We start from the raw sequence: 16,077 nt of genomic DNA, 5'->3' as shown, positions 1-16,077 counted from the left end.
GTCAGCAACACCCGTACCGACAAAGGGACTTACGAATGATTGTCTTCGGCACCAAGGGATATCTGTACCAGCTCGCGATACTCACACTGGTGTGCGGCCAGTGCGGGAATCCGTCGGCGCACGCGCTCCGGAAGCGCGTCACCAAGTTCACCCTGTTCTTCGTGCCCCTTTTCCCTTTCTCGACCAAGTACCTGACGCAGTGCACCTTCTGCGGTGCGGAGCAGAAGGTGACCAAGGAACAGGCGGAGCAGCTGCTGAGCGGCGGCGGCGACCGGACGAACACGCCGCCGCAGCAGTCCTACCGCCCCTGAACCCAGGTGCCCGCGGTCGTCATCGTGTTGCGTTCCTGATGCGGCGAAGCAGCAGGAAGCCGGAGATCAGGAGAAGCGCCCCGAGCCCGGCCGGCCACAGCTGGGTTCCCGTGTCGGCGAGATCGCCGGTGACGGCCTGCGGTTCGGGCCGTGTGGCGGAGGCGTCGTCACCGTTGCCCTCGTCGGCGGTCGCCGCGCTGCCTGTGTCGCCGCCGGCGTTGGTGTCCTGCGCCTGCGTCGGCGAGGCGGCCGTCTCGGCCCGCTGGGTGGCCGGCGGTGACGTGTAGGCCTTCGGCTCCGCCTCGACGGGCTCCTTCGAGGGAGCGGCGCTCGCCGGGTCCGGGGTCCGTGTACTCGGGGACGGCGAGAGCGAGGGCTCCGGCGTCTCGTCCTCGCTCGGGGTCACCGTGGGGTCGGTGGTCGGCTCGTCGGTCCCGCCGGACGGGGGGTCGGGAGTCGCGGTCGGCGTCGGGGTGTTCTCCGGGTCCTCACCGTTCGAGGAGCCGGCGCCGCACTGCCGTCCGGAGTTGATGCAGTCGACCATGTCCCGCATCAGGTTCTCGTCGAACACGTTGATGAAGTCACCGTGGTCCGTGACCGGTTTGTGCAGCTGCTCGGGGAACGAGTCGACCGCGAACAGGGGCGTCGTACGGCCGCCGTCCTGAAGGCTCGGTGCGTCGACGTCGTAGACGATGCGCTGGACCAGCTGCGGAATCGCCTGGAAGCCGTTCCCGCAGTTTCCGGCGGCGTCGGCGAAGGCCACATGGGTGCGGTGGTTGGCGCTGTCGATGTTCCTGCCGTCCCAGCAGCTCTGGAACCTGAACGTGCGCACAACGTCACTGCCCTGGGGGCACAGCGGGTACTTGTCCTTGAGCTGCCGGTCCTCGAACCCGGTGCAGCTCCAGGACGCGTTGGCGTTGGCGGTGCCGTTGACGAACGCCTTGGCGTCGCCGGTGATGATGCGCAGCAGCTTGGGCATGGCCACGACCTGGCTGCCCGGGTTGCCCACGAACGTCATCGTGACCTGCTTGGCCGTGACGATCTCGCCGGCGTTGCCTTCGATGCCGCCGCCGGGAGAAGCCGCGTCCTGTTCCTGCGTGCCGTTCTGCAGGCGCAGCACGGGCCAGAAGTAGGAGGACCTGTCGCCCTGGTCCACGCAGCTCGTCTGCGCTGCGGCCAGGTCGTCGTTGCTCGCGAACGCGTTGTTGGCCTGGTTGCCGACGTAGTCGTGGAAGTGGTGTGCGCCGTTGGACACGCCCGGGGCCACGATGACGTTGTCCGAGTTGAACAGACCGTTCGCGTTCACTCCACAGCTCGTGGCGAAGGTGCCGCGCGAGGCGTTGTTCTGCGGGGAGGGGTTCTGCGCGGTGGGCTGGACGGTGGTGATGTCCGCGTAGTCGTCGGCGACCGGGCCGTTGCCGGCCTGGCCGCCGTTGCCGTTCTGCTGGTCACCCTGGTCCTGGCCACCCTGACCGCCCTGGCCGTCACCCTGACCATCGCCCTGGTCCTGGCCGTCCTGGCCGGCGTCGTTCTGGTCGCCGTTCTGGTCCTGTCCCTCCTCGGACTGATCGTCGGAGGCGCGGAAGGTGCAGGCCGCCAGGTTCTCGAGTCCCTGGGGGCGGTCTCCCACCCGGTCGATGGCGATCGCGATCCGCTCGATGGTCGCGGACCGCTTCTCCTTCAGTGGGTTCATGATCGCGGAGTCGGCGAAGCCGCCGTCCTCACGTATCGCCTGCGCCGAGTTCTGCAGCCGCTGGTAGGCCTCGGCGATCTGCTGGTCCAGGGCGGCGAGTTCCTGGTCGACCTCCGAGCGAGCCTCGTCCGGTACGTCCGCCAACTGATCCCCGACATCGGGGCAGTCGATCGTCGCGGCTCCCGACGACAGAGTCCGGTCGGCCCAACTCTGCTGAGAGGAGTCGCCGTTCGGGCCGTTCTCGGTGGCCGAGGCGTAGACGTTCGCGACGACCAGTCCACCTCCGCCCAGCATCAGGGCGACCGCCGCAAAGGTGGCTCGGCGTGGACCTGTCGGGCGTCTGCGCGTGTTACGTCCCACGGATGTCTCCTGCGCTGCATGGCCGGTTCGGCATGTGAATGCCCCCAGCGTCATACGCGGGCGGACGCCCGGGTGTTCAAGCGCCACTCGGATTCATAGGAATCTCTCAGAGAACGGGGTCCCCGGGAGCGGCATCCAGACTCATAAGTCCACTTTATGAGCTCATAACCCCGACCCCCGTACCAGCTTAGGCTTGCCTTAGTTTAGGCTTCCTTCGAAGATCTCTTGTCATCACTCGAAGGGAACCTGATCATGCCTCGCGCACTGCGGGTGGCCATTGTCGGAGCCGGCCCCGCCGGGATCTACGCCGCCGACGCGTTGCTCAAGTCCGCAGTGGCCGCGGAGCCCGGCGTGTCCATCGACCTCTTCGAGCGGATGCCGGCCCCGTTCGGCCTGATCCGCTACGGCGTCGCCCCCGACCACCCGCGCATCAAGGGCATCATCACGGCCCTGCACCAGGTGCTCGACAAGCCACAGATCCGGCTCTTCGGCAACGTCGACTACCCGCGTGACATCAACCTGGACGACCTGCGCGCCTTCTACGACGCGGTGATCTTCTCCACGGGGGCCACGGCCGACCGGGCCCTCGACATACCCGGCGTCGAGCTGGACGGCTCGTACGGCGCCGCGGACTTCGTCTCCTGGTACGACGGGCACCCGGACGTGCCGCGTACGTGGCCCCTCGACGCGGAGAAGGTCGCGGTCCTCGGAGTCGGCAACGTCGCACTCGACGTGGCGCGCGTCCTGGCCAAGACGGCGGACGAGCTGCTGCCGACGGAGATCCCGCCGAACGTCCACGAGGGGCTCAAGGCCAACAAGGCGATCGAGGTCCACGTCTTCGGCCGTCGCGGCCCGGCGCAGGCCAAGTTCAGCCCGATGGAGCTGCGTGAGCTGGACCACTCCCCCAACATCGAGGTCATCGTCGACCCCGAGGACATCGACTACGACGACGGCTCGATCGCGACCCGGCGCGGCAACAAGCAGGCCGACATGGTCGCCAAGACGCTGGAGAACTGGGCCATCCGCGACGTCGGCGACCGGCCGCACAAGCTGTTCCTGCACTTCTTCGAGTCGCCCACCGAGATCCTCGGCGAGGACGGCAAGGTCGTCGGCCTGCGGACGGAACGGACCGCTCTGGACGGCACCGGCAACGTCAAGGGCACCGGCGAGTTCAAGGACTGGGACCTCGGCGCGGTCTACCGCGCGGTGGGCTACCTCTCCGACAAGCTGCCCAAGCTGCCCTGGGACGTCGAGTCGGGCACCGTTCCCGACGAGGGCGGCCGAGTGCTCCAGGAGACCGGCGAGCACCTCCCGTCGACGTACGTCACCGGGTGGATCCGCCGCGGCCCCGTGGGGCTGATCGGGCACACGAAGGGCGACGCCAACGAGACCGTCGCCAATCTGCTGGACGACTACACCAACGGCCGCCTTCCCGAGCCGGCTTCGCCCGCACCCGAGGCGGTGGACGCGTTCCTCGGCGAGCGGGCCGTCCGCTTCACCACCTGGGAGGGCTGGCACCGGCTGGACGCCGCGGAGAAGGCTCTGGGCGAGCCCCAGGGCCGCGAGCGGGTGAAGCTCGTCGAGCGCGAGGACATGCTCCGGGCCAGCGAGGCGTAGGCAGGACCAGTAGAACCAGAGAGACCAGAGGGACAACGACGACGGGGCTCGGCTCGCGGAATTCCGCGAGCCGAGCCCCGTCGTCGTTGTCGTCCCTCACCAGTTCTTGTCCGGGCGGGCGGTCGGCGGGGAGTCGAGTTCCGGCCCGCCGCCCAGTTCCCGCGCCTGTGCGCGCAGGCTGCGCAGGGCCAGCAGGAGTACGCCGATGTCGTCCAGGTAGACGGGGTCGGGCAACAGGTCGGTCGGCAGCACCAGATAGGCGACCGCGCCCCAGAAGACCCAGCGCGAGCCCGTCGGCAGACCGGCGCGGCGCAGATCCCGCCGGGTGCGGACCAGCCGTACCAACAGGGTGCCCGCCACGGCCAGCGCGGCCACCGCCAGGACCGCGACGATCAGGATCAGTGTCGTGGTGGAATCCATCGCCCCTCCGCCGTTCAAGGCCGGCCTTCGCCGCGACCTTCCTGCCCTTCGCTTTCCCCTTCACGATGTCTCCACACCGCGCTTCCCCACCTCTTCGTACAGCACATCCGTACGGCACATTTGAGCCAGTACTCAATAGTAATTCACAGCCGGTTGATTGTTCCGGAGTGCCACTGCCATAATCCGCTTCCAAACCCGTCGTCACCCCTGACGGGCCCTGGGCAGCCACGAAACTCCCCCGATGCTCCGCACCGGAATTCCTCGGCTATACGTCCGGATTCACGACTCCCCCACCAAGTCCGCACAAAAACGCAGCTCCGGCGTCCTCCGCCACCCCGGTGAGCTGGATGATCAACGGCTCGGAAGAGCTGGATGCGCGACATAATGCAGCGAAGAAGGTGCGTTCATGTCCAATTACTTCATGCGGCCGGACCAGCCGCCCGCATACAGGCCGACGTACACCGAATCCGCATCGGGACAGGCCATACACAGCCATCCTGAATTTCAGTCATTGCGGAACGGGTACCGCCGCTTTGCAGCCGCGTCGACAGCGGTCGCCGTCGGCGGGTTCCTGTTGTACATCCTGTTGTCGAACTTCGCACCCGGCATCATGAACCAGCCGATCGCCGGTCATCTCACCCTCGGTCTGACGCTGGGGCTGGGGCAGTTCGTGGTGATGGGGGTGACCGTCTGGCGCTACGTCCGGCGGATGCGCACCCACTTCGACCCCGTCGCCCGGGGGCTGCGCGCCCAGTCGGAGCAGCGTCGGCCCGGTCAGCGCCCGCCGGCCGAGCAGACCGGTCCCCGTCCGCGGAGCACGGGGGAGTACCGCACGTGGTGACCATCGGGGCCGGCGTCGTCGATCCCTTCAGCCGGCAGCTGACCTTCGTGCTGTTCCTGTCGGTCGTCGTGGTCACACTGTTCGCCGCGCTGCTGATCGCCCCGCAGCGCGACGAGGTCGGCGAATTCTATCTCGGCAACCGGGAGATGTCGCCGCTGCGCAACGGGCTGGCGATGTGCGGGGACTATCTCTCGGCCGCGACCCTGCTGGGCAGTACCGGGCTGGTCGCCCTCACCGGCTACGACGGACTGCTGTACCTGTGCGGCACCACGGTCGCCTGGATGATGGTGCTCCTGGTGATCGCCGAACCGCTGCGCAACTCCGGCAAGTTCACTCTCGGGGACACAGTCGCGCTGCGGCTGCCCCAGGGCGGACGGGGGGTCCGGATCGCGCTCGCCCTCTGCACCCTGACGATCTGCTGCCTCTATCTGGTGGCTCAACTCGTGGGCAGCGTCGCCCTGTTGACCCAGTTCACCGGCGTGCCCAGCACCACCACCCGCACGTTGTGCGTCGTCGTCATCGGCACCATCGTCATCGTGTACGCCTCGCTCGGCGGTATGCCCGGCGCGACGTTCATCCAGATCGTCAAGGCCGTCATGCTCGTGTCCGGCGTCGCCGTCACGGCCGTCATGGTCCTGCACCGCTTCGACTGGAACTTCGACGCGCTGCTGGAGGCCGCCACCGAGAACAGCGGCATCGGCCAGCGGTTCCTGGAGCCCGGTCTCCGCTACGGCGCGAGCACCACCAGCAAACTCGACTTCCTCAGCCTTCAGTTGGCCATCGTGCTCGGGCTCGCCGCACTCCCCCACGTGATGATGCGGCTGCTCGCCCCGCGCTCCACCAACGTGCTGCGCTCGTCGGTCGTCTGGGCCGCGGGTCTGGTCGGCTTCGTCTGTCTGGCCGCGGGCGTTCTCGGTCTGGGCGCCACCGCGCTCGTGGGCCGCGAGTCCATCATGGAGACCGACCCGAAGGGCGACGCGGCGGTGCTGCTGCTCGCGCAGTCCATCGGCGGCGGGATTCTCACCGCGCTCCTGTCCTGCCTCGCCTTCGTCACGCTGCTCGCAGTCGCGGCCGGCCTCACCCTCGCGGCGGCCTCGTCCCTCGCCCACGACCTGTACGGCGAGGTCATCCGCAATGGGCGCGCCACCCAGGCGGAGGAACTGGGCGCGGCCCGGCTGGCGGCGGTCCTCATCGGCGTGCTGGGGATGGGCCTGGCTCTGCTGTCGTGGGAGACCAACGTGTCCACGCTCGCCTTCCTCGCCTTCGCCATCGCCGCGTCCGCCCTGCTGCCCACGCTTCTCTACAGCCTGTTCTGGCGGCGCTTCAACTCCCGGGGCGCACTGCTCAGCCTGTGCGGAGGGCTGGTCTGCTCGGTGCTTCTGGTCGTGTTCTCGCCGGTGGTCTCGTCGACCGCGTCCTCCATCTACCCGTCGGCCGACTTCGCCTGGTTCCCGCTGCAGAACCCCGGCATCGTCTCCATCCCGGCGGGCTTCCTCCTCGGCTGGCTCGGCACCGTGCTGACTGACCGTCAGGACACGTCCGCGTACGAGGAGTTCGAGGTCCGTACGCTCGTCGGGGCCGGAGCCGACACCGACTAGCAGGTACGACGCCCGGGGGCGAGGTCCGCCTCTCCCCCGGGGCCGGCCGGGTCAGCGGCGTGGCAGCGGGCGTCCGCGCGACCAGCCCAGCAGGACCAGCGAGCAGAGCGCGGCGAGAGCGCACCAGGTCGACACGAACTCCAGTCGCCACAGCGCCCAGCACGCCGACGCGCCCGTCCCGGCCAGCAGCCCGAACACCACCAGACGGCGGTCGCCGGAGAGAAGCAGAGCGCCGACCGTGGCGATCAGATAGCCCGCGAGGATCGGTCCGGAGTGGGACAGGCGGATGCCGTAGCCGATCGTATGGCCGCGGATGTCCGCCGTGACCCGGTGGTTCGCAAGGTTGTACGCGAGTGCCGCGCTGGTCACGACACCCACGGCCAGCGGCAGCAGAAGACGGTGCCGCGCTCTTCTGGGCGCCGCGCACAGGACGGCCGCCGGCACCCACAGGACGAGGAGCGGAAGGGCGATGACCGCCCACGCCACGGTCGCCGGGCCGGATCCGCCGTCCGCCCGCCAGACCAGGGACTCGACGATCTGGTGGGCCCCCAGGAGCAGGGGCAGCGCGGCCAGCGGCAGATCACGGCCCCTGCCGGCCCGGGCCACCGCTGTCACGCACGCCACACCCACGGCGGCGATACCCATGCCCGCCGCCAGATCAGCCGTCGCACTCCAGCACATCGCGCCGCCACGGGGTCCGTCGTCGCCTGCCTCGGCTTCACAGCGGACCACGGCCGGGCTCGGGCCGCATGCCGAGCCCGGCGACACCCTGGGCAGGTCAGACCGGCCGGTGGGCCACCACGGCGAACATCGTCACCGACATGTGCAGCGCGCCCCGCTCCGCGGCTTCGGTCAGCCCCGCGTACAGGCGGTCGCGCTGCTCCTCGGTCATCAGTCCACGCCGTACGGTCGACTCGCCCATCATCCGGACCAGGGGCCAGGGCACCGTCGTGTGGTCCTGGAGCAGTGCCTGCGAGCCCCGGTCGTCGACGACCAACCCCGCCGCGGACAACTGGTCCGCGAGCCGCCGTCCGGAGTACGGGTTGGCCGCCGCGGCCACGGTTCCCGCCATCAGCGCAGCCACCGCGTCCGGCTCACCGGGGTACAGGAGCGCGGTGGCCCAGTCCGAGTCGATGAGCGCCACGCGTCCACCGGGGCGCAGGACCCGCGCGATCTCACCGACGGCCTTGTCCGGTTCGGACAGATGCTGCAGAACCCGTTCGCACCAGACCACGTCCACCGTGGCGTCGGGCAGCGGAAGGGCGAGCGCGTCGCCGTCCACGAAGCGGGCCGTACTGCCGGCCGCCGCCGCCCGCTGCTCGGCGACCTCGCGCAGCGCCGGGTTCGCCTCGACGCCCACGGCGTCGCCGGACGGGGCGACAGCCGCCGCCAGTGTCAGAGTGTGCGACCCCGTACCGCTGCCCACGTCGATCACGTGTTCGCCGGGGCCCGGGTTCAGCGCGCTCTGTGTCCAGGCGCGCAGCCGCCGTACGCCGTCGGCCCGGTCCTGCGCGTCGAGGGCCGCCACCAGCCGTCCGACATCCGCCGTGGAGAAGTTGCGGGCGTGGAACTCCGAGCTGGGCCGCGTGTCAGGTGATTCCCCCATGCGGCCCACTCTATGAGCCGGGGCACGCACCGACGACCGGAAACCGTCACTTCCTGCCGGAGCCGCCGCTGCCGAAGGAGCCGCTGTTGCCGGGTGACCAGCGTGGGCGGGTCTGGTCCTCGCCGCGCTTCGTGCCGGCGGAGTGGAGGTTGTGCGGATTGAGCCGCTCGCTCTCCTCCATGGTGTGCGGCACCTCGTCGGGCTCACGCATCTCGCGCTCCTCGTGCACCGGCCCGGACTCCGGCAGCCTGGGCTGCTCGTCGGGCCTGGGCGGGGGCGACTCCGCCTCCTTGGCCTTCACTCCCAGCCGTACGGCCCAGATCAGCAGGGCCACCACGATCAGGCCACCGGCGAAGGCGGCGATCACATTGAGTACGTCGCTCGATGCGGCGAGCACCTGTCCCGCGTCTGCTGCTTCTGCCAGTCTCATGGCGCCCGAGTGCCCAGGAACCCGTCGGCTACTCGCACCGCTCACCTGCGACGGCGACGACCGGGCTGGGGAGGGACGGGACCTGGTGCCGGAGGTTACGCGAGCGCGGGGGTGCGGCCGCACCCCCGTGCCGGCCGCCTCCCCCGCACCCGCGGGTCCTCGGGGCCGGTTTCCGGCCAGGCACCACGGCGCGGACACCGACGCTCCCGCACCCCGCCGGGGGAGGCGCGCAGACCGGAGCACCGACGTCCCGGCGAACCTACGTGCGGGCGGGCACGGTGTGTATCGCGCCCATGCCCCTTCTCCCCGGCCGAGGACTCACTCGTGCACGGTCCCGCCCGGCTGGCCCCGTTTCGTCCGGTCGGCGGCGGGTTCGTCGAGGTCACCGAGTGCCAGATGGGCGAGGACGACCTCGTACAGGTCACTGCCGCCGGCGAGCAGCTGGCGTTCGAGGACGGGTTCCGCGCTGCGTACGTGGTCGCGCACGGTCTGCGCGTGGATGCCGAGCACCTGTGCGGTGCGTTCCGCGTTGCCGCCGACGGCGATCCAGGTGCGGACCGTCCGTCGCAGGTCCCGCGTGTCCGTGGCGAGGCGGCCGAGGAGATCGTTCGCCCAGGCCAGCAGCGGATCCGTGCGCAGCAGTTCGGTCAGTCCGGCCGGCGGGGCCGCGGCCGGGCGCGGCTCGTCCGGGGCCGCCGCCTGGGTGTTCAGGGCCAGTTGGACTGCGGCCCGGGTCGTGAGGTCCGAGAAGTCGGCGTCGAGCAGCCCTTCCACGCGTTCCATCCGGGCACGCACGGTGTTGCGGCTGACGCCGAGGATGATCGCCGTCTTGACCGCGGTGAACGAGAACCCGAGCCGGGTGGTGGCGAGGAGTTCGGCGCGGGTGTGGTGGGGCAGGTCGTCGAGCGGGCTCAGCAGCCGGTCCGCCCAGCCGCGCAGCGCCAGTGGGTTCATCAGCCGCTCGGGGTGGGTGCGTTCGGCGTACACGGCGGCCCGGTCCGTGCGGAAGCGGGCCACGGCGAGGGCGCTGACGGCCTGTCCGTAGGCCGTGGCGGTCTGGGCCAGGCCGTGCCGGACGCTGCCGCCGACGAAGGTGTCCGGGCGTTCGCCGACGACCGAGCGCAGTTCCGGACCCGCCAGGTCCTGGCCGTGGTCGATGGGCGCGACGACGATCAGATGCTCGTCCACGGCCGGACAGCGCACGATCAACGCGTGTCCCCCGGCTGCCTCCTGGCACTCCACCGCGAGGTCGTCGCGGTGTACGGAGGGGACTTCCAGTACGTAGACACAGGTCGTGTCGGTGTCGAACAGGCCGGGCCAGAGACCGGCGGCGACCCGACGGGCCGCGATGGTGTCACCCACCATCAGCAGCTGCAGGATGGCGAGTCTGAGGTCGGCGGTCGCCCGGTCCAGCCGGTGTTCGGCGCTCACCGTTCCGCGTTCCCGCAGGAGCAGTTCGAGCACCCAGACCGTGCTGGCGACGATGTCGGTGGCACGCCGGTCGAACGGCCCGGTACGGGCCACCGCGAGCACACCCATGGTGCCGGGGTGTCCGAGTCCGGCCAGCCTGACGTGGCGTCCGTGTGCGTGCACCGCCGCGGAAGCGATTCTGCCGGTGGAGACGTCCCGCACCAGGTCGTCGTCCGCGGGCAGCCGGGGGCCGGCGAGGAGGGCACCGGTCACGTCCTGGAGGGACACCTCCGCCTCGATGGCCGCGGCGAGCCAGTCGGTCACCCTGCCGAGGTCACGGGCGCCCGGTCGCAGCTGGTCGAGGAGTTCGCCGGCCCAGCCGCCGGAGGCGTCGGCGCCCATGCCTCCGGTCCTGCTGCCTGGCACGACGGCTCTCCCCCGGTCGATCTGGTTCTCACGGCATCACCGTCCGGAACCTACCTCACCGAGGGCATAGGCTCGACGGATGGCAAGGTACTTCGACGTCCATCCCGACAACCCGCAGCCCCGCACGATCAGTCAGGTGGCGGACAGCATCCGCTCCGGCGCGCTGATCGCGTATCCGACGGACTCCTGCTTCGCGCTGGGGTGCCAGCTCGGCAGCCGTGACGGCATCGACCGCATCCGGTCGATCCGGCAGCTCGACGACCGTCACCACTTCACTCTCGTGTGCCAGAACTTCGCGCAGCTCGGCCAGTTCGTGCAGGTCGACAACGATGTGTTCCGGGCCGTGAAGGCGTCCACTCCGGGCAGCTACACGTTCATTCTCCCGGCGACCCGCGAGGTGCCGCGCAAGCTGCTGCACCCGAAGAAGAAGACCGTGGGTGTACGCATCCCCGATCACACGGTCGTGCAGGCGCTGCTGGCCGAGCTGGGCGAGCCGCTGCTGTCCAGCACGTTGCTGCTGCCCGACGAGAAGGAGCCGCTGACGCAGGGCTGGGAGATCAAGGAGCGACTCGACCATGTCGTGGACGCTGTCGTCGACTCCGGGGACTGCGGTACGGAGCCGACGACGGTCATCGACTTCTCCAGCGGGGAGGCCGAGATCGTGCGGCGGGGCGCGGGAGACACGTCACGGTTCGAGTGACGGCTCCCTGACCTCGTACGCCCCGAGTTCGTCCCGCGCGCGGGAGGCCGCCCCGACGGCCACGGCGTCGCTGCCGAGCCCGGCCCGTACGACGCTGACGGGCCGTCCGCTGACGGGCGGCTCGGCGGCGAGGGCCGCGCGGACGGCCGGTTCGAGCAGATGCCAGGCGCGGCTGACGCCGCCGCCGACGACGTAGTCGGTGACGTCCACCAGCCCGGCGGTGATGAGAATCGCCCGGGCGACCGCCTCCCCCGCCTCCTCGTAGACGACGGCGGCGTCGCGGTCGCCGGCGTCCGCGGCTGCCGCGACCGCTTTCGCGGTGAGCCCGGCGCGACCGGTGCGCTCGCCGTGGCGTCGCCCGATCGCCCGCCCGGAGGCGAGCGTCTCCAGATGTCCACGGCCACCGCACGTACAGGGCAGGTCACCGAAGCCGGGTACGTGCCCGATCTCCCCGGCCGCCCCGTGCGGACCCCCGTACAGCGCCCCGCCCATCCACAGCGCCCCACCGACCCCGGTGCCGAGCGTCATACCGAGCACATGGGGTACGCCCGCCACGGCGCCCCTGGTCGCCTCGCCCCGCAGGAACGCGTTGACGTCGTTGTCGAGGTACGCCGGGACCCCGAGCGCGCCCCGGATCGTCGCCGCCACCTCGAAGCCGGCCCAGCCGTGGAAGGAGTCGCTGACGACGAGCACACGCCCGGCCTCCGCGTCCACGATCCCCGCCGCTCCCACCCCCACACCGAGAAGCCGGGCCGGTGTCCGGGCGAGGAGACCGACGAGCGCACCCAACGCCGCATCGATCACGGCCTGCCCGCCGTGCGCCGCCGGGGTGGGCACCTCGGCCCGGGCGAGAACCGCGAGGTCGGGGGCGCACAGCACGACCTGCGTGGTCGTCCCGCCGATGTCGACACCGGCGTACACCTCGGGGAGGGGGCGGGTCACGCGGTGACCCCCGTTCCGTCGGCGGCGGGGGCGGCCCGGCGTCGCAGAACCGGGTCGGTCACCGGCATGGCGGCAGTCGGACGCGGGGGGTGATCCGCACCCGGGTACAGGAAGGTCGTCACGCCGAGGCCCCCGTCCCACCGGCAGCAGGCACAGCCCGGCGCTCCGTCCGCCGCCGGCGTTGCAGAACCGGGTCGGGGACGGGCACGGCGGCGATGAGGCGCCGTGTGTAGTCCGTGCCGGGGTGCAGGAGGGTCGTCGCCGTCGGGCCCTGTTCCTCGACCTGTCCGGCGCGCATCACGACCACCCGTTGTGCGAACTGCTGGACCACAGCGAGGTCGTGGGAGACGAAGAGGCAGGCGAAGCCCAGTTCGTCCTGGAGTTCGGTGATGACTTCGAGGACCGTCTGCTGGACGCTCACATCGAGGGCGCTGGTCGGTTCGTCGGCCACGAGGAGACGTGGTTCGAGAACGAGCGCGCGGGCCAGGCTGACCCGTTGACGCTGCCCGCCGGACAGCTCGCGCGGGCCGCGTCCCGCCAACGCCCTTGGCAGGCGGACCCGTTCGAGCACCTCGGCGACCCGCGCCCGGCGCTCCGCCGCCGGCATGCCCCTGCGGTGGACGCGCAGCGGCTCGGCGACGCATTCGCCGACGCTCATCCGCGCGTCCATGGAGGCCACCGGGTCCTGGAGGACCACGCCGACTCCCGCGAGCAGGGCGCGCCTCGCACGTCCCCGGGCCCGGCCCAGGTCGGTGCCGAAGAGCGCGACCGAGCCGGACGTCGGCGGGACGAGGCCGAGCGCAACCCTGGCCGCCGTCGACTTGCCGGAGCCGGACTCGCCGACCAGGCCCACGGTTTCGCCGGGGGCGACGGTGAGGGAGACGTCCTGCAGGGCCCGTACGGTACGGCGACCTCGGCCGAAGTGGACTGAGATGTCCCGGAGTTCGACCACGGGAGCGTCGGTGCGGACCTCGGGGGCCGGTGCGGGCACGTCTCCCGGCCCGGCGACCGTCAGTCTCGGTACCGCCGACAGCAGTCGTCGCGTGTACTCGTGGGTGGGCCGCAGGAGCACCTCTTCGGCGGGGCCCGTCTCGACGATCCTCCCCTGGAGCATGACGGCGACCCGGTCGGCGAAGTCCGCGACGACGCCCATGTTGTGCGTGACGAGCAGGACGCCGGTGCCGGAGTCGGCGGCCAGGGCGCGCAGGAGGTCGAGGATCTCGGCCTGGACGGTGACGTCGAGGGCGGTGGTCGGTTCGTCGGCGATGAGCAGGCCCGGCGAGTTGGCGATGGCCATGGCGATGACGACGCGTTGGCGTTGGCCGCCGGACAGTTGGAAGGGGAAGGCGGAGGCCCGCGTCCCGGGGTCGGGTATGCCTACGCGGCGCAGGAGTTCGACCGCTTCCGCCGCGGCCTCCTTGGTGGAGAGGGGGCGGTGGTTGCGTACGACCTCGGCGATCTGGGCGCCGATCCGGGTGAGCGGGTCGAGGGCGGTGGCGGGTTCCTGGAACACCATCGATGCCGTAAGGCCGCGCAACCGGGACAGGTCGGCCTCACTCGCGCCCACGACGTCCACTGCCCCGATCTCGACCCGGCCCGTGGCCCGTGCGTTGCCGGGCAGCAGCCCCAGAGCGGCGAGCGCGACCGTCGACTTGCCGGAGCCCGACTCACCGACGAGGGCCAGGGTTTCGCCGGGGCGGACGTGCAACGACACCTCGTGGACGGCGGGTACGTCGCCGGTCTCCGTGGAGAAGGTGACGTCCAGGTTCTCGATCTCCAGGATGTTCATCCACGCCCCTTGACGTCGAAGGCGTCGCGCAGCCCGTCGCCGATCGCGTTGAACGCGCAGACGACGAGGATGATGGCGAGGCCCGGTGGCACGATGAGCCACCAGCGGCCCGAGTACGCGGCGGTGAGGCCGGCCGACAGCATGCCGCCCCAGTCGGTCGACGGCGGCTGGACGCCGAGGCCGAGGTAGGAGACGTACGCGACGAGCAGGATCGCGTCGGCGACCTGGAAGGTGGCCGCGACGACGATGGTCGACACCGAGTTGGGCAGGATGTGCCGGGCGATCGCGCGGCCGTGGGTGCCGCCGATGGCGCGCAGCGTCAGGACGTAGTCGCGGTTCTTGAGGGTGAGGGTTTCCGCTCTGATCAGGCGGGACGGTACGAGCCACGACACCAGGCCCAGGACGACGATCAGGCCGAGGGTGTCCGGCGTGGTGATCGCGGAGACGACGAGCAGGATGAACAGCGCCGGGATGGCGATGCCCGCGTCGACGACCCGCATCATCACCGCGTCGATCCAGCCGCCCGCGTACCCCGCGACCGCGCCCCACAGCGTGCCGATGACGGTGGCGAGGATCCCGGCCGCGAGCCCGACGAGGAGGGACACCTTCCCGCCGTACATCAGGCGTCCGAGTTCGTCGTGGCCGACGGCGTCCGTGCCGAGCCAATGGGAGCCGTTCGGAGCGAGGTTGACCTGGGTGAGGTCGGTGTGGGTCTGGTCGGTGGAGTGGAGAAGCGGGCCCACGAAGCAGAAGAGGAGGAACAGAATCACTGCCGCCAGTCCGGCGACCGCGAGCCGGTTGCGTGCGAACCGGCGTAGCGGCAGGCGGTGTCCGGCGGCCGCCTCCACCGGTGGGGTCGTCGTCCGCAGTACGGCGCTCATGCTCGGCCGACCTTCACCCAGGTTCGCCCTGGGATGTTCACGCCGGTCATACCAACTGACCTGCCTTTCTGCTGGGGGTCCGGGAGTCATCCCCCGGGAGAATGCAGCACTCGGGGGTCGACCAGTCGTTGCACGATGTCGGCGAGCAGGGTGCCGACGACGGTCGCGACCGAGATGACGAGAACGCAGCCGAGCAGCACCGGGTAGTCGGATGACTGGGCCGCGCTCCAGAACAGCAGCCCCATTCCCGGGTAGTTGAAGAGCTGCTCGACGACGAGGGCGCCGCCGAAGAGCACCGGCACGTAGTAGCCGAGCATCGCGACGACGGGCGTGAGGGAGTTGCGGAACACGTGCCGGCGCAGGATGGCGCCCTGTCGTGAGCCACCGGCCCGGGCCGTGCGGACGTAGTCCTCGGAGAGGTTCTCCAGAGTCGCGGCACGCATGTAGCGACTGAAGACGGCGACCATCGAGGCGGCGCCGGCGACGACCGGCAGGACGAGTGCGTTCGGCTGGGAGAGGACCTGGCCGAGGGTCTCGCCCTGGGGTGCCTGGGACGGGAACCAGGGCAGCAGCTGGGTGAAGACCAGCACGAGGATCAGGCCGAGGAAGTACACGGGGGTCGCGTAGGCGACGAAGCCGAGCGTGGTGATGACGTAGTCGACGGGCTTGTTGCGCCGCACCGCCTGCCACATGCCGAGCGGGATCGCGAGCAGCAGCCCGACGAACGCGGACAGGACGGTCAGGACGAGGGTTTTGGGCAGACGCTGTTCGATGAGCGTGGAGACGGACTCGTTGAGGGTGTACGAGGTGCCCAGATCGCCATGGAGCAGGGTGCCCAGGTAGTGGACGTACTGCACGGGCAGTGCCTGGTCGAGGCGCTGTTCGTGGTTGAAGGCGGCGATCTGCTGGGCGGTGGCCTGCGGGCCGAGGATCCCGCGTGCGGGACCCCCGGGCAGCGCGTGCAGGAGGCAGAAGACCACCACGGTCACGATGATGATCACCGCGAGCGCCTGGAGGATCCGCCGGCTCAGGTAGAGGAAGGTGTCCATGCGA

At 70.6% G+C, this 16,077-nt stretch carries 15 protein-coding genes; 5 read left to right on the top strand and 10 right to left on the bottom strand.

Translation table 11 applies throughout. The features are described 5' to 3' along the window. The first annotated feature begins 35 nt into the window (after positions 1-35). Positions 36-311 (top strand): zinc-ribbon domain-containing protein, encoded by a 276-nt coding sequence (locus tag OG241_RS49050; protein WP_405825576.1) that lies wholly within the window; start codon positions 36-38, stop codon positions 309-311. Between the two features lie 19 nt (positions 312-330). Here the strand turns inward: OG241_RS49050 and OG241_RS49045 are convergent, their stop codons facing one another. Then, entirely contained in the window at positions 331-2,364 is a 2,034-nt protein-coding gene (locus tag OG241_RS49045; protein ID WP_405825574.1) for a DUF1996 domain-containing protein, read from the bottom strand. A 252-nt stretch (positions 2,365-2,616) separates the two neighbouring features. Between OG241_RS49045 and OG241_RS49040 the strand changes: the two genes are divergently transcribed. Next, positions 2,617-3,981: an FAD-dependent oxidoreductase gene (locus OG241_RS49040; protein ID WP_405825572.1), complete on the top strand. Its 1,365-nt coding sequence runs from the start codon at positions 2,617-2,619 to the stop codon at positions 3,979-3,981. Between the two features lie 96 nt (positions 3,982-4,077). Here the strand turns inward: OG241_RS49040 and OG241_RS49035 are convergent, their stop codons facing one another. Beyond that, entirely contained in the window at positions 4,078-4,401 is a 324-nt protein-coding gene (locus OG241_RS49035) for a YkvA family protein (RefSeq protein ID WP_405825570.1), read from the bottom strand. Between the two features lie 406 nt (positions 4,402-4,807). On the opposite strand from OG241_RS49035, the gene OG241_RS49030 reads away from it, so the two are divergent. Together OG241_RS49030 and OG241_RS49025 are read left to right on the top strand one after the other, a co-directional pair. Beyond that, the gene (locus tag OG241_RS49030) at positions 4,808-5,242 is read left to right on the top strand and encodes a DUF485 domain-containing protein (RefSeq protein ID WP_405825568.1); all 435 of its coding nucleotides are present in this window, start codon (positions 4,808-4,810) and stop codon (positions 5,240-5,242) included. Next, positions 5,236-6,840, top strand: coding sequence for a cation acetate symporter (locus tag OG241_RS49025; protein ID WP_405825566.1), 1,605 nt, complete (start codon positions 5,236-5,238; stop codon positions 6,838-6,840). The genes OG241_RS49030 and OG241_RS49025 overlap by 7 nt, the downstream gene beginning before the upstream one ends. 51 nt (positions 6,841-6,891) lie before the next feature. Here the strand turns inward: OG241_RS49025 and OG241_RS49020 are convergent, their stop codons facing one another. The 4 genes from OG241_RS49020 to OG241_RS49005 all read right to left on the bottom strand — a co-directional run bounded on the left by OG241_RS49020 (position 6,892) and on the right by OG241_RS49005 (position 10,688). Continuing rightward, positions 6,892-7,521 (bottom strand): DUF6629 family protein, encoded by a 630-nt coding sequence (locus OG241_RS49020; protein ID WP_405825564.1) that lies wholly within the window; start codon positions 7,519-7,521, stop codon positions 6,892-6,894. Positions 7,522-7,618: 97 nt separating this feature from the next. Further along, complete coding sequence (locus OG241_RS49015; RefSeq protein WP_405825562.1) at positions 7,619-8,446, bottom strand: methyltransferase domain-containing protein; 828 nt, start codon at positions 8,444-8,446, stop codon at positions 7,619-7,621. A gap of 46 nt (positions 8,447-8,492) precedes the next feature. Then, positions 8,493-8,876: a DUF6479 family protein gene (locus OG241_RS49010; RefSeq protein WP_405825560.1), complete on the bottom strand. Its 384-nt coding sequence runs from the start codon at positions 8,874-8,876 to the stop codon at positions 8,493-8,495. A gap of 318 nt (positions 8,877-9,194) precedes the next feature. Continuing rightward, positions 9,195-10,688, bottom strand: coding sequence for a helix-turn-helix domain-containing protein (locus OG241_RS49005; protein WP_405826854.1), 1,494 nt, complete (start codon positions 10,686-10,688; stop codon positions 9,195-9,197). A 103-nt stretch (positions 10,689-10,791) separates the two neighbouring features. Between OG241_RS49005 and OG241_RS49000 the strand changes: the two genes are divergently transcribed. Next, on the top strand, positions 10,792-11,412 hold the full coding sequence (locus OG241_RS49000; protein ID WP_006376425.1) for an L-threonylcarbamoyladenylate synthase: 621 nt from the start codon (positions 10,792-10,794) through the stop codon (positions 11,410-11,412). Here the strand turns inward: OG241_RS49000 and OG241_RS48995 are convergent. The 4 genes from OG241_RS48995 to OG241_RS48980 form a co-directional block, all read right to left on the bottom strand. Then, positions 11,398-12,354 carry an ROK family protein gene (locus OG241_RS48995; RefSeq protein WP_405825558.1) on the bottom strand — a complete coding sequence of 319 codons (957 nt, stop codon included), beginning with the start codon at positions 12,352-12,354 and terminating at the stop codon, positions 11,398-11,400. The two genes, OG241_RS49000 and OG241_RS48995, sit on opposite strands and share 15 nt — an antisense overlap. A gap of 118 nt (positions 12,355-12,472) precedes the next feature. Beyond that, a complete protein-coding gene (locus tag OG241_RS48990) occupies positions 12,473-14,143 on the bottom strand; it encodes a dipeptide ABC transporter ATP-binding protein (protein WP_405825556.1) in 1,671 nt (556 codons plus the stop codon). Further along, positions 14,140-15,024, bottom strand: a complete 885-nt coding sequence (locus OG241_RS48985; RefSeq protein WP_405825554.1) for an ABC transporter permease — start codon at positions 15,022-15,024, stop codon at positions 14,140-14,142. The genes OG241_RS48990 and OG241_RS48985 overlap by 4 nt, the downstream gene beginning before the upstream one ends. An 86-nt stretch (positions 15,025-15,110) precedes the next feature. Next, positions 15,111-16,073 (bottom strand): ABC transporter permease, encoded by a 963-nt coding sequence (locus OG241_RS48980; protein ID WP_405825553.1) that lies wholly within the window; start codon positions 16,071-16,073, stop codon positions 15,111-15,113. Between the last annotated feature and the right edge of the window lie 4 nt (positions 16,074-16,077).

The organism is Streptomyces sp. NBC_01390 (assembly GCF_045040105.1).
Lineage (GTDB): Bacteria > Actinomycetota > Actinomycetes > Streptomycetales > Streptomycetaceae > Streptomyces.
The sequence above is the reverse complement of the archived record's forward strand: the minus strand, read 5'-3'. Positions and strand labels throughout refer to the sequence as shown.

What these genes read in the sequence shown, in the direction of transcription:
- OG241_RS49050 (WP_405825576.1), top strand. Translation starts at nt 36, where the DNA reads ATGATTGTCTTCGGCACCAAGGGATATCTGTACCAGCTCGCGATACTC.
- OG241_RS49040 (WP_405825572.1), top strand. Translation starts at nt 2,617, where the DNA reads ATGCCTCGCGCACTGCGGGTGGCCATTGTCGGAGCCGGCCCCGCCGGG.
- OG241_RS49035 (WP_405825570.1), bottom strand. Translation starts at nt 4,401, where the DNA reads ATGGATTCCACCACGACACTGATCCTGATCGTCGCGGTCCTGGCGGTG.
- OG241_RS49030 (WP_405825568.1), top strand. Translation starts at nt 4,808, where the DNA reads ATGTCCAATTACTTCATGCGGCCGGACCAGCCGCCCGCATACAGGCCG.
- OG241_RS49020 (WP_405825564.1), bottom strand. Translation starts at nt 7,521, where the DNA reads ATGTGCTGGAGTGCGACGGCTGATCTGGCGGCGGGCATGGGTATCGCC.
- OG241_RS49015 (WP_405825562.1), bottom strand. Translation starts at nt 8,446, where the DNA reads ATGGGGGAATCACCTGACACGCGGCCCAGCTCGGAGTTCCACGCCCGC.
- OG241_RS49010 (WP_405825560.1), bottom strand. Translation starts at nt 8,876, where the DNA reads ATGAGACTGGCAGAAGCAGCAGACGCGGGACAGGTGCTCGCCGCATCG.
- OG241_RS49005 (WP_405826854.1), bottom strand. Translation starts at nt 10,688, where the DNA reads ATGGGCGCCGACGCCTCCGGCGGCTGGGCCGGCGAACTCCTCGACCAG.
- OG241_RS49000 (WP_006376425.1), top strand. Translation starts at nt 10,792, where the DNA reads ATGGCAAGGTACTTCGACGTCCATCCCGACAACCCGCAGCCCCGCACG.
- OG241_RS48990 (WP_405825556.1), bottom strand. Translation starts at nt 14,143, where the DNA reads ATGAACATCCTGGAGATCGAGAACCTGGACGTCACCTTCTCCACGGAG.
- OG241_RS48985 (WP_405825554.1), bottom strand. Translation starts at nt 15,024, where the DNA reads ATGAGCGCCGTACTGCGGACGACGACCCCACCGGTGGAGGCGGCCGCC.
- OG241_RS48980 (WP_405825553.1), bottom strand. Translation starts at nt 16,073, where the DNA reads ATGGACACCTTCCTCTACCTGAGCCGGCGGATCCTCCAGGCGCTCGCG.